Raw genomic sequence first — 12,935 nt, forward strand, 5'->3', positions numbered from 1 at the left:
ACCGATGGTCATCGGGATGACCAGATGGGAGGCCGAGTATGTCGAGTGTCATGGCGGCGCCGGAGGTGATCGCCGCGGCGGCAACGGATGTGGCGGCTGTTGCGTCGACGGTCAACGCGGCCCACCTGGCGGCAGTAGCTCCAACGGTCGCGTTGACACCGGCCGCCGGGGACGAAGTGTCGGGCAGTGTGGCCCAACTGTTCTCCCAGTTCGGCCGAAGTTATCAGGCGTTGGCCGGTGAGATCGCCGCCTTTCAAGAGCAGTTCGTGCACACGTTGACGACTAGCGCCGGTTCATACGCGTCCGCCGAGGGCACCAACGTCGGATCCCTGGTCGCGGGGCTTCACCTGCCCGCAAGCCTGCCCGCAAGCCCGCCTGCGGCGGCCTTTCCGACGTTCAATTGGGTCGCGGCGCTGGACGCAGCGGTCGGCAATTGGGATGCCATCTACCCTTACCTGGTATTTTTCGGCGGCGCTCTCGCCTTCTCGATCCAGGCCTTCATCTACTCCGTGAACGCTCTTTTGCATCTGGCGGTACTTTTCGACTGACCGAACGCGTCGCCGCCGAGGTGTTCGCGCATGGCGGCGTGCGTGCCACGTCGGCCGGGCGCCCGAACCGTTACGTCCACCCGGCGGGGGCGCGAATTATCGCGCCGCTTTGGCGGCTTCGCGCCGAGCCTTCTCTTTCACGTGTCTCGAGCAACAATGCCCCATTTCGCAATGGTATCGGTCACTGCAGTCATGTGAACAATAAACTGACGCGTCCGGAAGCCAGTCGGGATCGGACAGGTCGCGCCGTCGGTCGTTCGGGTCAAACGTGTGGCCGCAATGCACGCAGGTCCTGACCTTGGTCTTGGTCGCCATAGCGGTAAGGGTACGCGCCACGGCTCTAAATCGGTGCCCCTCTTGAGGTCAATTCCGAACAATCGACGCCACGCCAAATCTGTGGCGTGTAATTCGCATTAACAGTGCGGGCCAGCGAATTGATTACCTGCCCAAACTAACTCCGGCCCCGTCCGCAATTCTCGCTGTCCCTGCGATTCGCCACCGGGGCACGGCATCGCACTGACGTGAACGGGCGATAAGCCAGGGGGAAAGAAATCGACCCATCGTGGTGGGATCACCGGTGGCGCAGGAAGTTTGCGTGTCTGTGGACTCAACAGCCCTCTCCGACTGACGATCCCGGGCAACACAGTCGTTCGCGTGCCCCCTCGAACGCCACTCGAGCAGGTGTGCGCGCGAGGAGTGCGCCCCGGCTTTCCGTAGTTGCCAGCAAACCGATCACCTGTGCGACGACGGGCGGCGGGGCTCCGGCGCGCCGCTGGCGCGGAGGCTCGGCGCGGGAATGAACGCGGAACTGATGGCGTTGGGCTTGCGGTGTCGTATGCGACGAAATGCCTTAGCATCAGGCCGTTGAGCATTCCTGATCGGGGGAAATGGTGCTGACGCTTCTCAAGCGGGCATGGGTTCCGCTTGTCGTGGTGATCGCAATGATCATCGGCGGCGTGGCAGTGGACCGGCTCAGCGGCGTCTTCCCGGGGCCCGGCCTACCCAAGCCCGATCCCCGCGACGCGACCCCGCCGTACGCGGCCAAGACCGCCATCTACGAAATCCTGGGCCCGCCCGGGACGACCGGCGTCGTGAACTGGATGGACGCCGAGGCGCAACCGCAGAAGGCCAACTTCACCACGTTGCCGTGGTCGCAGACGATTGTCGCCGAGATGCCCGGCATCTTCGCCTACGTGGTCGCCCAAGGTGACAGCCCCTCCATCGGCTGCCGGATAACCGTCGACGGCAAATTGGTCGACCAACAACAGGTGGACGGCCGCGACGCCCAGGTCTCCTGCTTGGACAAGTCCGCATGACGGACAACACGAGCGACACGGACGAGATCCCCGTCGCGCAGAGCGCCGAAGTAGAGAAGAGGCCGCGACTGGCCCGCACCATCCGGATCCTGGCGCTGCCGATCGTCGTGTTCTGGGTGCTGTTCGCGGTCGGCGTCAACGTTTTCGTCCCACAGCTGGAGAAGGTTGCCGACGAGGTCTCGGTGCCGCTGTCGCCGTCCGACGCGCCTTCGGTCACCGGGATGAAGCACATCGGGGAGAAATTCAAGGAGTACGACTCAGACAACCTCGTCCTGGTGACCCTGGTCGGCGACAAGCCCCTCGGTCCGGACGCGCACAAGTACTACGACGAGCTGGTCGCCAAGCTGCAGCAGGACCACAAACACGTTGAGCACGCGCTGAATTTCTGGGGGCAGCGGTTCACGGCCTCGGGTGTCGAGAGCTACGACCACAAGGCCGCCTACGTCCAGGTCAACCTGCGCGGCGACCAGGGTGGTGCCGTGGGTGACGAGTCGGTTACGGCGGTGCGAAAAATCGTCGCGGACACGAAGCCGCCGGCGGGGGTGAAGGCCTACGTCGCGGGTCAGGGAGCCCTGACCGCCGACGTGATCGTGGTCGGTGACAAGAGCCTGGCCAAGATCACGATCATCACGGTCATCGTCATCGCGGTCATGCTGATGTTCGTTTACCGGTCCATCGGCACTGTGCTGCTGACCATGGTGATCCTCTTCGTGGGACTCGCGGCTGGCCGCGGCGTGGTTTCGCTGCTGGGCGAAATCGGCATCATGGGGTTGTCGACCTTCGCCGTGAACCTGCTGACCTCACTCGCGATCGCGGCGGGCACCGATTACGCGATCTTCATGGTCGGCCGATACCAGGAGGGCCGTGAACGGGGCCTGGACCGTGAAGCGGCCTACTACGACACCTTCGCCGGGGTCAGCAAGGTGGTGCTGGGCTCGGGCTTGACGATCGTCGGTGCGCTGGCCTGTCTGAAGTTCACTCGGCTGCCCTACTTCAGCTCGCTGGCGTTTCCGTGCGCTGTGGGTCTGCTGGTGGTGGTGGCCGCTGGTGTGACCCTGACGCCGGCGCTGATCGCATTCGCAAGCGGCTTCGGCCTTTTCGACCCGAAGCGGAAATTCAACTACACGCGGTGGCGCCGCCTGGCGACGGCCATCGTGCGGTGGCCGGCCCCCATCGGGGCCACCGCCATCATCCTCGCGATCGTCGGTGCTCTGGGGTTGATGGGCTTCACCCCGCGCTACAACGACCTGTACTACCTGCCGAAGAGCGCGTCCTCCGTCCAGGCGTACGACGCGGCGGACCAGCACTTCACGCAGGCGCGGTTGAACCCCGACCTGCTGATGGTCGAATCGGACCACGATCTGCGCAATCCGACCGACATGCTGGTCCTGGACAAGATTGCCGGGGCCATCTTCCGGGTGCCCGGAATCGAACGGGTGCAGAGCATCACGAGACCCCTCGGGCCGCCGATTCAAGATGGCTCAGTTCCGTTCCAGCTCAGTGTGCAAACCGCGCCGATCCGCGACAACCTGAACTACCTGAAGGACCGCATAGCCGACATCAAGAAGATCAGCGGTTACCTCGACACCCAGATCGCTCTCCTGGAGCGCCAGTACAAGGTGACCCAGGATCTAGCGAACGCCGCGGAAGACAGCTCGAAAACCACGGGGGAGACGGCGGCCATCACGGACGAAATCCGGGACCACATCGCGGATTTCGACGACTTCTGGAGACCGATTCGCAGTTACTTCTACTGGGAGAAGCATTGCTACGACATCCCGATCTGCTGGTCGCTACGCTCGCTCTTCGATGCGCTGGACGGGTTCGACAAACTGGCCGAGAAGTTCCACAGCCTGACTAATGACCTCGGCAACACGGCCAAGGCGACGCGCGAACTGCTGGCGATCATTCCCGAGAACATCGCTGTCTCGAAGTCGATCCGGGATACGACGCTGACCATCTACAGCACGTTCGAGAGCGTGATCGACCAGTTCGATCGGTTGACCGATACGAACGCCGTGATGGGTAAGTCCTTCAACGACTCTCAGATCGAGAGCCTGTTCTACCTGCCGCCCGAGATCTTCCAGAACCCGGACTTCCAACTGGGGTTGAGCTTGATGGTGTCGCCGGACGGCAGGGCCGCTCGCTTCATCATCACCCACAATGTGGATCCGGCGACGACCAAGGGAATCGCGTCGGTCGACCAAGAGCGCCAAGCGGCCAAGGAGGCGCTGAAACTCACCTCGCTGCAGAACGCCGACATCTATCTCGGCGGTACGGCCGCAACGTTTTACGACATCGCCAACGGCGCCCGGTACGACCTGATGATCGCCGGGGTGGCCTCGATCGTGCTCATCTTCATCATCATGGTGATCGTCACGCGGGCCCTGGTGGCCGCGGGCGTGATCGTCGGCACGATCGTGATGTCGCTGGGGGCCGCGTTCGGGTTCTCGACACTGATCTGGCAGCACCTCCTTCACTTCCAATTGCACTGGGTGGCAACTGAATTCGCGCTGATCGTGCTCTTGGCGGTGGGGTCGGATTACAACCTGATGCTGGTGTCGCGGATCGAGGAAGAGATCGGGGCCGGCCTGAAAACGGGGCTCATCCGCGGGATGGGTGTCACGGGCCCGGTGGTGACCGCGGCCGGTCTCGTGTTCGCCGTCACCATGGCCACGATGATCACCAGCGATCTGCGGGCAATCGGCCAGTTCGGCACAACGATCGGGCTCGGCCTGCTGTTCGACACCTTCGTCGTGCGATCGCTCATCACGCCGTCGATCATGACGGTGATGGGACGCTGGTTCTGGTGGCCGAAGCGGGTGCGGATCCGCCCGGCCAGCCAGATGCTCCGCTCCGTCGGGCCGCGCCCCCTGGTGCGTGCGCTGCTCTACCAGCCGCGGCACGCGACCCCGGCCGAACCGCGGACGTAGCCCTGCGCTTGTTCGAGTGCGCCGTCAGGGTTTCGAACCCCGGACCCGCTGATTAAGAGCGGGCGGTTTTGGTTGCTTCCCGCCGGGTCCGGTCGTATGTCGTACCGGTCGGGGCCGCGTCCCGCGAGAGTTGGCAAAACATGCGGCGTCGTTGTTGGTGCGCGCCGAGGCTTTTTAGTCGGGATACCGGATCGCCACCAGCTCGACCTGCTGTGGTCCCTGCGGCGTCTCGAATGTCACAACGTCCCCTGGCCGGTGGCCTGCCAGGGCGAGCCCCATCGGGCTGTCCGGCGCCAACGTGTGCTCGTCCACGACCGGCACGTCTCCGACGATCGCGACCACCCGCAGGTGAACGAGCTCCTGATCCGGGAAGCGCAGCGTCACCTCGGTGCCGTCCGGAAGCGCGCCCGGCACCTCGGACTCGGGTCGCCCACCGTGCAGATGCCAGTTGATTTCGGCGATCCGGTCGTCGATCGCGGTCAGTTCGTCGGCGAGGCCGATCTGGTCCGCCGCATCGGCGTCGACCAGGTCGCCGGCCGTATCCCGGATGCTGTCGAGGTCGGCCGCCACGCGTTCGCGCCGCCGCTTCAGTTTGTCCAGCTCGGCCTCGAGAAGGGCGAGCTCATCCGGCGTCAGCATTGCCGCCCGGCTGTGCTTGCTCACGACTGCGCGCCCGCGATCGACCCCGGGCGGCGGATGGTGTCGCGCCGCAGCTGACGGTTGCTCTTGGGTTCGCGCTCCGTCTTGTGCCGATCGATCTGAGTGATCAGATCCCTCTTGGCTTCGGCGAGAGCCCGCATGAGATCCCGGTCGTATCCAACCGCCACGAGCGGCGGGCAGCCCGGCAGAAACGCGCGGAGCGTTACGCGCTGCTCTTTACCGCCGCGCTCGCGCACGGACACGTCGACTTCGACCTCGCTCGGGTCCCAACTGGCCAGGTGCGGAACCAGCGCGGACAGCTCTTCGAGGACCTGCTCGCGTTCCTGTTCCTTGAACCCGGCGCCCAGACGAAACGAGCGCTGATCGAGACGGTCCCGCCGCGCGTTGTCGGTGCTACTCATGCCTATGAGCATTAGGCACAAACGACGTGGACCGCTTCCCCTACTCAGGCCCGATTCCAGGGTGGATCGTGGGCCTGCGAGGACATGGCATCGAACCGGTTTGCTGTGGCGGCGTGGCGCCCGCGGCGTGGAGGCCTGGTGGACGATTTTCGGCTCCACGGCGGAGAAATCCGGCTGTTTTCGGCCCGAGCCGTCTGGCAGGAATATCGCTTGAGCTGCGGCAATGTTTTTGTGCGCCGTCAGGGTTTCGAACCCCGGACCCGCTGATTAAGAGTCAGCTGCTCTACCAACTGAGCTAACGGCGCTAGGACGGCCAAGACCGCGGTAGCGACAATAACAGGCGTCCCGCCGCTGAGCGAAATCCCAGACTCTTCGAGGATAGCCGTCGGTCGGCTCGGGCGAGCCGGACTGGCCCCGCCGGGATGGCCGCGCTGGCGCTGGCCGCCGTGGTGATGGCGGTGGCGACCCTCAAGCTGGCGCGGCTCGACGCCGTTTCGACTCGCGAGATGGTCGACGCCGAAGTCGCCAGACCCGCTCGACCGGACGACGCAGCCGTCCTCGAGTCGCCGCAGGAGGGCAGCTGACGGTTTGCCACGGTCGGTCACCTGGCATTCATTCCGGTGCGACCTGCGCGTTGTAGGGTGCCCGGGCATGAGCACTCCTTCGCCTGGGCCTGGTTGGTGGCTCGCGTCCGACGGCAAGTGGTACCCGCAGCGCTGGGACAGCTTCTTCATCCATTACACGCATGAATCCTTGGACACCGTGATGGAAGAGGCGACCCGGCTGACGAAGGCCTACGGACAGCAAGGCTGGGAGATCGTCGGCTCGTCGGTGCAGCGCGCCCAGGTCGCGCGCCACTTCAAGGACTACGACAAAGGCGGGGACCACTATTTCGAGTGGAGCATCGTCTGCACGATGAAAAGGCCGTTGCCGCCCGGGTGAGTGCCCTCGGGTTCGATTTGCCGGGCCCTCGCCATATCAATGACCGGAAGCGGCGTAGCTTCGGACTCAATTCCGCCCCTGGACTGCCCGAACGGACACCGCCCCATCCGCGAGAGTGCGGCTGGAGCGGTGGTTCCGCTTGGGGTGAGTGACGGGACTCGAACCCGCGACATTCAGGATCACAACCAATAGCTAGAAACGCTATGTTTTAGCAGCTCATAAGCACTGTTCAGTTTCACCTTTTTGCAGATAAGCGCGGACAAAAGGCCTGATAACTAGGCACTATCGGAGAGCTAACGTCACGAGTGGCTGCTAACGTTTCGGTATGGCCAGGACTAGGAAGAAAGCCCGTCGCACATGGCCTGCGCACCCCGCTGAGCCGGCCGGTCCTTCGTACGTGCAACGAATGGTATCCATCGGCCCTACCGAGCGAATCTTAGAGAAAGGGAAATCTCACTGCCAATGGTCGCGATTCCGATATGACCCTCGGCATTAAGAGACAATCCGACCTCCACCTCTTTCAGCCGGAATGGGCTTTCCTGCAGGTCCGGAAGGTCCTTGAGTAAAGTCTCGAGTTCACCCTGGATTGCGTAAAGCCGACCTTTGACTTTGTCAAGCTCCACGTCTTTCGTCTTACCTTCCCGCTTTGGGGCAGCCCTTCTGAAAGGGAGAAAGCCGACCACCGACGCGGATTCGACGCCTTGCAGTAGCGGCGTGTACACCCGATGTTCATCGATCATGTCGTCATCGCCAAGCGTGTCGTCTTCAGCGGCGACCATGAGCGTGAGAGTTCCGGGCGTCGAGTCTTTCTTGGACATGTAGCCGTGCCTCCGAACGTGTGAGAGGAGAGCGGTTAACGCCCGAAGGGACGTCCGGGCGTATCGACGATAGCCCTGGAGCACGGTAAATCGGTAGGTATATCCGCGGACCTAGGTGAACGGCGCGAGAGTGAAAGACGCTGGACACGCACCGTCACGGCGCCCCGTTGTTCGAGGATGAGATGATGGCGCTCAGGGTTGAAGGACCGGTCGGGTTTTGGAGCTAAGTCCACGCCGACAACGATGCTGTCGATGGCGCGATCCAGGAACTGCGGCGTCACATAATAAACGCTTATTCGATCCTAACGGGCAGCATCGCCGGCGGGGAAATACATTTCCGGCGCTCCGAGCATTAATACCTTTGCCAGCATGTCTGACAGTTGTTTACCCGCCTCATAAGTGAGGGGAATGAGGATTTCCCGGGTCGCGATCGCTGCCAAGAGGCCGAGGTGTCGCGGCGGCAATCGTCGATGTCGCCGTTGAGGTGCGTGGAGACATGTAGCCACAAGCCGACGAGTTCGGCCGTGGCCATCGGACCTCGATGTTGCCGCCCGTAACGGCACGCTAACGTCACGGGAGGCCGGCAAAGAAAAAGGTCAGAGGGGCTAAATACCCCCTCTGACCTGTGGGGTGAGTGACGGGACTCGAACCCGCGACATTCAGGATCACAACCTGACGCTCTACCAACTGAACTACACCCACCATCGGCGCCGGCCGGCCCGCACAGGCGGACCAACGAGCGGCGACGTCGATATTAGCCCGTCGGTGGCTCGGTGTCCGAATCGATTCCGCCCGGTGCGTCACGGCCCCCCTCCAGGTCGGCGACCACAGCCTCGATTTCGCTGGTGGCGGGGCCGGGCGGCGCCACGAAGGCGGTGCGCCGGTAGTACCGCAATTCGCGGATGGACTCGTGGATGTCGGCCAGGGCGCGGTGCGAAAGGCCCTTGGCCGGCTGGCCGAAGTAGATCCGCGGGTACCAGCGTCGGCACAGCTCCTTGATCGAGCTGACGTCGATCATGCGGTAGTGCAGGAACGCGTCGAGGGCGGGCATGTCGCGGGCGATGAACGACCGGTCGGTGGCGATCGAGTTGCCCGCCAGGGGTGCCGTCTTGGGCTGCTTGACGTGCTTGCCGATGTAGTCGAGGACCATCGCCTCGGCGGTGGCCAGATCTACGGTGGACGCCTTGACCTCCTCGATCAGCCCCGAGCGGGTGTGCATTTCGGTGACCACGGGGACCATCGAAGCCAGCGCGTCGTCTCCGGTGTGGATCACCACGTCGACGCCGTCCCCGAGCACGTTCAAGTCGGCGTCGGTGACCAGGGCTGCGATCTCGATCAACTTGTCCGTGCCCAGATCGAGCCCGGTCATCTCGCAGTCGATCCACACCAATTCGGCACGCACAGCGCCCAGACTAGGCCCACGAGCGTCCTGCCCCCGTCGCCGCCCGGCAAGTAGTGTGAGGCTTTGCCCGACGACGCGGGACCATCGCAGGAGAGGGACGCCGGCACGATGAGCACCGAATCAGCGAGTCACTCCGACGGGCCCGCCCAGCGGATCGCGAGCGGCTATGCCTTCGACGGCCAAGCGCTGGAACTTGGCACCGTTGTCGTCGACGGCGCGGCCGACCCCACCGCGCCGATTCGCATCCCGCTGGCCACCATCAACCGGCACGGTCTGGTCGCGGGGGCGACCGGAACCGGAAAGACCAAGACGCTGCAGTTGATCGCCGAACAGCTCAGCGCCGCGGGTGTGCCCGTGCTGATGGCCGACGTGAAGGGTGACCTGTCCGGCCTGGCGCGGCCAGGCGAGGCCAACGACAAGACCGCGGCGCGGGCACGCGACACCGGGGACGATTGGCGGCCGACGGGATTCCCGGTGGAGTTCTTGTCGCTGGGCACCGGGGGAGTTGGTGTGCCGGTGCGCGCGACCGTTGCCAGCTTCGGCCCCGTTTTGTTGTCAAAGGTGCTGGGCCTGAACGCAACTCAGGAGTCGACCCTGGGCCTGATCTTCCATTGGGCCAGCGAGCGGGGTCTCGAGCTGGTCACGCTGGCCGACCTGCGAGGTGTCATCACCCACCTGGCTGGCGACGAGGGCAAGGCCGACCTGAAAGACCTGGGTGGGGTGTCGTCGACGACCGCGGGGGTCATCCTGCGGGCGCTGGTGAACCTCGCCGGCGAGGGCGGCGACACCTTCTTCGGCGAGCCCAAGCTGGACCCCAACGACCTGCTGCGCGTCGACGACCAGCAGCACGGCACCATCTCGCTGCTCGAATTCGGCGGGCAGACACTGCGTCCGGTCATCTTCTCCACCTTCCTGATGTGGTTGCTCGCCGATCTGTTCACCGTCCTGCCCGAGGTTGGCGACGTGAACAAGCCCAAGCTGGTCTTCTTCTTCGACGAGGCGCACCTGTTGTTCACCGACGCCTCCAAGGCCTTCCTCGAGCAGGTGGAACAGACCGTGAAGCTGATCCGCTCCAAGGGCGTCGGGGTGTTCTTCTGCACCCAGCTGCCCACCGACCTGCCCAACGACGTACTGTCCCAACTGGGCGCGCGAATCCAGCACGCGCTACGGGCGTTCACCCCCGACGACCAGAAGGCGCTCAGCAAGACCGTTCGTACATATCCGAAAACCGATGTCTACGAACTGGAGTCGGCGTTGACGTCGCTGGGAATCGGCGAGGCCGTGGTGACGGTGCTCTCGGAGAAGGGAGCGCCCACACCGGTGGCGTGGACGCGCATGCGGGTGCCCCGATCGCTGATGGGCGCCATAAGCGCCGACGAGCTCGCCGCCGCGGTCAAAAGCAGCCCCCTGCAAGCTAAGTACGGCCAGACGGTGGAACGCGAGCCGCAGCTGCCCGCGACCCCGTCGGGGCCGAAGCCGCCATCCGCCCGGTCCGACTACCCGCCGGTCCCGGCGAACGGCCCGGTTCCGCCCATGCCGGCACCGGCCGAGCCCAAAGGACCCGGCCTATGGGAGGAAGTGCTGAACAATCCGACCGTGAAAAGCGGTATCAACACCGCGGTTCGCGAAGCGGTGCGAAACCTGTTCGGCGCCGGCCGCCGCCGGAGGTAAGCCCGGCGCTTTGCGGATGGCGATGCCTAGCCGCCGCCGAGCTTCTTGTAGAAGCTGCCCACGATCGGCGCCACGATGGCGCGTGGGGCGTAGCCGCTGGCCACCGACATCGCCTTCGACGTCAAACCCGGGACGACGCGCATCTTGTTGCGCTCCAACGCGTCCAGGGAGATCTGGGCGGTGTGCTCGGTCGAGATCCACAGGAAGTCCGGCACCAGCTTCTCGACCAGCGATCGTTCGGCGTCGTCGGGCAGATCGGTGCGCACCGGGCCCGGCGCCAGCAGCGTGACGTGCACGCCCGAGCCGCGCAGTTCGCCGCGCAACGATTCGCTGAACGTGTTGGCGAACGCCTTGGTGGCCGCGTAGGTGGCGTTGTAGGGGATCGGCGAATTGCCCGCCGCCGAACCGGAAATCAGGATGCCGCCGGCCTTGCGCTCCATCATGCCCGGCAGTACCGCCAGCGTAAGGTCGTGCACCGCAACGGCATTCAGCTGCACCTGGGCCTTCTCGCCCGCCGGGTCGAGGCCGGCGACCGGACCGAACGTCGCGGTGCCCGCGTTGGCGCACAAGATCGAGACGGTCCGGGCGGCCAATTCGTCGCACAGTTTGGTCCGTTGGTCCGGATCGGCGAGGTCGGCGGGCCGCACGTCGACGGCCACCCCGTACTTGTCGGTCAGCCGCGTGGCCAGATCGTTGAGCACGTCTTCGCGCCGTGCGGTGACGATCAGGCTGTGCCCGCGCGCGGCCAGTTCGGTGGCCAGCGCCTCGCCGATGTTCTGCGAAGCCCCGGTGACCACGGCGCGCGCGTCGGGACGGGGAGCTGGTACCGGCATGAGCCCAATCGTAGACAGGCGGCGCGGCCGGTCGAAGCCGGGCGCGGCGGGTCACCCGCCCAACAAATAGGCTGCCGGGCATGAGTCAACGGGGATGGTCACCGGGCACACCCAAGCTGTCCCGCGCCCTGGCGTGGGCGCTGTGGGATTGCGGCTCACTCGGTATGAACGCGATCGTGGCGACGTTCGTCTTCTCCGTGTACCTGACCGGCAGCGTGGGAGCGGGCATGTCCGGTGGCACGTCACCGGCGAGCTGGCTGGGTCGCGCGCTGGCCGTCTCGGGGCTGACCATCGCCGTGCTGGCGCCGCTCGTCGGGGTGTGGGTCCAGGCCCCGCACCGGCGGCGGGTGACGCTGACGATCCTGAGCGGCTTGGCGGTCGCGTCGACCAGCGCGATGTTCCTGATCCGCGACAACCCCGGTTACCTGTGGGCGGGCCTCGTGCTGCTGTCGGCGACGGCGGCGTGCGGTGACCTGGCCAGCGTTCCGTACAACGCCATGCTGCGTCAGATCTCCACGCCGCAGACGGCCGGGCGCATCTCCGGTCTGGGCGCGGCCGCGGGCTTCACCGGCAGTGTGGTCCTGCTGCTGCTGGTCTACGTGGGCTTCATCTCGGGCAGCGGCTCGGTGCGCGGGCTGCTGCGGGTGCCCGTCCATGACGGGCTAAACGTCCGCGCGGCGATGCTGCTGACCGCGGCGTGGTTCGCGGTGCTGGCACTGCCGTTGCTGTTCGTCGCCCAGCGGTTGCCCGACTCCGGCGAGACCCCGCAGGCGACCAGCATGCTGGGCGGTTACCGCAAGTTGTGGACCGAGGTCAGGGCCGAATGGCGCACCAACCGCAACCTCGTCTATTTCCTGGCGGCCAGCGCGCTGTTCCGGGACGGGCTGGCGGCGATATTCGGCTTCGGCGCGGTGCTCGGGGTCAACGTGTACGGCCTGTCGCAGGGGGACGTGGTGGTGTTCGGGGTGGCGGCGAGCGTGGTGGCCGCGATCGGCGCGGTGGCCGGAGGGTTCGTCGACCACCGCATCGGGTCCAAGCCGGTCATCGTCGGGTCGTTGGCGGCGATCGTCGTCGTCGAGCTCCTGATGATGGCGTTGTCCGGGGCGCATGCCTTCTGGCTGTGCGGACTGCTGCTTGCCGTGTTCGTCGGGCCGTCGCTGGCGTCGTCGCGTGCGTTGCTGCTGCAGCTGGCAAAGGACGGGGGCGAAGGGGTGGCGTTCGGGCTCTACACGATGACGGGCCGAGCGGTGTCGTTCGTGGCGCCCTGGCTGTTCTCGGTCTTCGTCGACGTGTTCGTCGCCGTCCGGGCCGGCCTCGGCGGAATCTCGCTGGTGCTGATCGCCGGTCTGCTCGGAATGCTGGTGGTTCGCGTCCCGGCGCGCGCCGCCGTCCCGGCGGAAACGTCGTAGCG

General features: G+C 65.3%; 12 protein-coding genes and 2 tRNA genes. 7 read left to right on the top strand and 7 right to left on the bottom strand.

The features are described from left to right. Positions 1 to 50: 50 nt before the first annotated feature. The 3 genes from G6N48_RS01970 to G6N48_RS01985 all read left to right on the top strand — a co-directional run bounded on the left by G6N48_RS01970 (position 51) and on the right by G6N48_RS01985 (position 4,797). The gene (locus G6N48_RS01970) at positions 51 to 548 is read left to right on the top strand and encodes a PE family protein (RefSeq protein ID WP_232066512.1); all 498 of its coding nucleotides are present in this window, start codon (positions 51 to 53) and stop codon (positions 546 to 548) included. Between the two features lie 893 nt (positions 549 to 1,441). Continuing rightward, positions 1,442 to 1,864: an MmpS family transport accessory protein gene (locus tag G6N48_RS01980; protein ID WP_179969921.1), complete on the top strand. Its 423-nt coding sequence runs from the start codon at positions 1,442 to 1,444 to the stop codon at positions 1,862 to 1,864. Then, positions 1,861 to 4,797, top strand: coding sequence for an MMPL/RND family transporter (locus G6N48_RS01985; RefSeq protein ID WP_085268857.1), 2,937 nt, complete (start codon positions 1,861 to 1,863; stop codon positions 4,795 to 4,797). The genes G6N48_RS01980 and G6N48_RS01985 overlap by 4 nt, the downstream gene beginning before the upstream one ends. Positions 4,798 to 4,971: 174 nt before the next feature. Here the strand turns inward: G6N48_RS01985 and G6N48_RS01990 are convergent, their stop codons facing one another. From G6N48_RS01990 to G6N48_RS02000, 3 genes are all read right to left on the bottom strand, one after another. Further along, positions 4,972 to 5,460, bottom strand: a complete 489-nt coding sequence (locus G6N48_RS01990) for a GreA/GreB family elongation factor (RefSeq protein ID WP_232066513.1) — start codon at positions 5,458 to 5,460, stop codon at positions 4,972 to 4,974. Beyond that, on the bottom strand, positions 5,457 to 5,858 hold the full coding sequence (locus G6N48_RS01995) for a hypothetical protein (RefSeq protein WP_232066514.1): 402 nt from the start codon (positions 5,856 to 5,858) through the stop codon (positions 5,457 to 5,459). The genes G6N48_RS01990 and G6N48_RS01995 overlap by 4 nt, the downstream gene beginning before the upstream one ends. A 232-nt stretch (positions 5,859 to 6,090) precedes the next feature. Then, positions 6,091 to 6,163 (bottom strand) — tRNA-Lys (locus G6N48_RS02000). A gap of 117 nt (positions 6,164 to 6,280) precedes the next feature. Between G6N48_RS02000 and G6N48_RS02005 the strand changes: the two genes are divergently transcribed. Further along, a complete protein-coding gene (locus G6N48_RS02005; RefSeq protein WP_161494203.1) occupies positions 6,281 to 6,442 on the top strand; it encodes a hypothetical protein in 162 nt (53 codons plus the stop codon). 67 nt (positions 6,443 to 6,509) lie between these two features. Beyond that, on the top strand, positions 6,510 to 6,800 hold the full coding sequence (locus G6N48_RS02010) for a hypothetical protein (RefSeq protein WP_085268856.1): 291 nt from the start codon (positions 6,510 to 6,512) through the stop codon (positions 6,798 to 6,800). A 422-nt stretch (positions 6,801 to 7,222) separates the two neighbouring features. Here the strand turns inward: G6N48_RS02010 and G6N48_RS02015 are convergent, their stop codons facing one another. From G6N48_RS02015 to orn, 3 genes are all read right to left on the bottom strand, one after another. Continuing rightward, the gene (locus tag G6N48_RS02015; RefSeq protein WP_085268855.1) at positions 7,223 to 7,618 is read right to left on the bottom strand and encodes a Pepco domain-containing protein; all 396 of its coding nucleotides are present in this window, start codon (positions 7,616 to 7,618) and stop codon (positions 7,223 to 7,225) included. Between the two features lie 626 nt (positions 7,619 to 8,244). Further along, positions 8,245 to 8,320: transfer RNA gene (locus G6N48_RS02020), tRNA-His, on the bottom strand. Between the two features lie 52 nt (positions 8,321 to 8,372). Beyond that, positions 8,373 to 9,020, bottom strand: a complete 648-nt coding sequence (gene orn, locus G6N48_RS02025) for an oligoribonuclease (protein ID WP_085268854.1) — start codon at positions 9,018 to 9,020, stop codon at positions 8,373 to 8,375. A 108-nt stretch (positions 9,021 to 9,128) separates the two neighbouring features. On the opposite strand from orn, the gene G6N48_RS02030 reads away from it, so the two are divergent. Continuing rightward, entirely contained in the window at positions 9,129 to 10,691 is a 1,563-nt protein-coding gene (locus G6N48_RS02030; protein WP_085268853.1) for a helicase HerA-like domain-containing protein, read from the top strand. Positions 10,692 to 10,717: 26 nt separating this feature from the next. Here G6N48_RS02030 and cmrA read toward each other — a convergent pair whose 3' ends face one another. After that, complete coding sequence (gene cmrA, locus G6N48_RS02035; protein WP_085268852.1) at positions 10,718 to 11,524, bottom strand: mycolate reductase; 807 nt, start codon at positions 11,522 to 11,524, stop codon at positions 10,718 to 10,720. 80 nt (positions 11,525 to 11,604) lie between these two features. Here cmrA and G6N48_RS02040 point away from each other — a divergent pair, with 80 nt between their 5' ends. Then, entirely contained in the window at positions 11,605 to 12,933 is a 1,329-nt protein-coding gene (locus tag G6N48_RS02040) for an MFS transporter (RefSeq protein WP_085268851.1), read from the top strand. Positions 12,934 to 12,935: the final 2 nt, after the last annotated feature.

The organism is Mycobacterium parmense, from assembly GCF_010730575.1.
Lineage (GTDB): Bacteria > Actinomycetota > Actinomycetes > Mycobacteriales > Mycobacteriaceae > Mycobacterium > Mycobacterium parmense.

Bases quoted from the DNA above. Each gene is read 5' to 3' on its own strand.
- G6N48_RS01970 (WP_232066512.1), top strand. From the start codon at position 51: ATGGCGGCGCCGGAGGTGATCGCCGCGGCGGCAACGGATGTGGCGGCT.
- G6N48_RS01985 (WP_085268857.1), top strand. From the start codon at position 1,861: ATGACGGACAACACGAGCGACACGGACGAGATCCCCGTCGCGCAGAGC.
- G6N48_RS01995 (WP_232066514.1), bottom strand. From the start codon at position 5,858: ATGAGTAGCACCGACAACGCGCGGCGGGACCGTCTCGATCAGCGCTCG.
- G6N48_RS02005 (WP_161494203.1), top strand. From the start codon at position 6,281: ATGGCCGCGCTGGCGCTGGCCGCCGTGGTGATGGCGGTGGCGACCCTC.
- G6N48_RS02010 (WP_085268856.1), top strand. From the start codon at position 6,510: ATGAGCACTCCTTCGCCTGGGCCTGGTTGGTGGCTCGCGTCCGACGGC.
- G6N48_RS02015 (WP_085268855.1), bottom strand. From the start codon at position 7,618: ATGTCCAAGAAAGACTCGACGCCCGGAACTCTCACGCTCATGGTCGCC.
- G6N48_RS02030 (WP_085268853.1), top strand. From the start codon at position 9,129: ATGAGCACCGAATCAGCGAGTCACTCCGACGGGCCCGCCCAGCGGATC.
- cmrA (WP_085268852.1), bottom strand. From the start codon at position 11,524: ATGCCGGTACCAGCTCCCCGTCCCGACGCGCGCGCCGTGGTCACCGGG.
- G6N48_RS02040 (WP_085268851.1), top strand. From the start codon at position 11,605: ATGAGTCAACGGGGATGGTCACCGGGCACACCCAAGCTGTCCCGCGCC.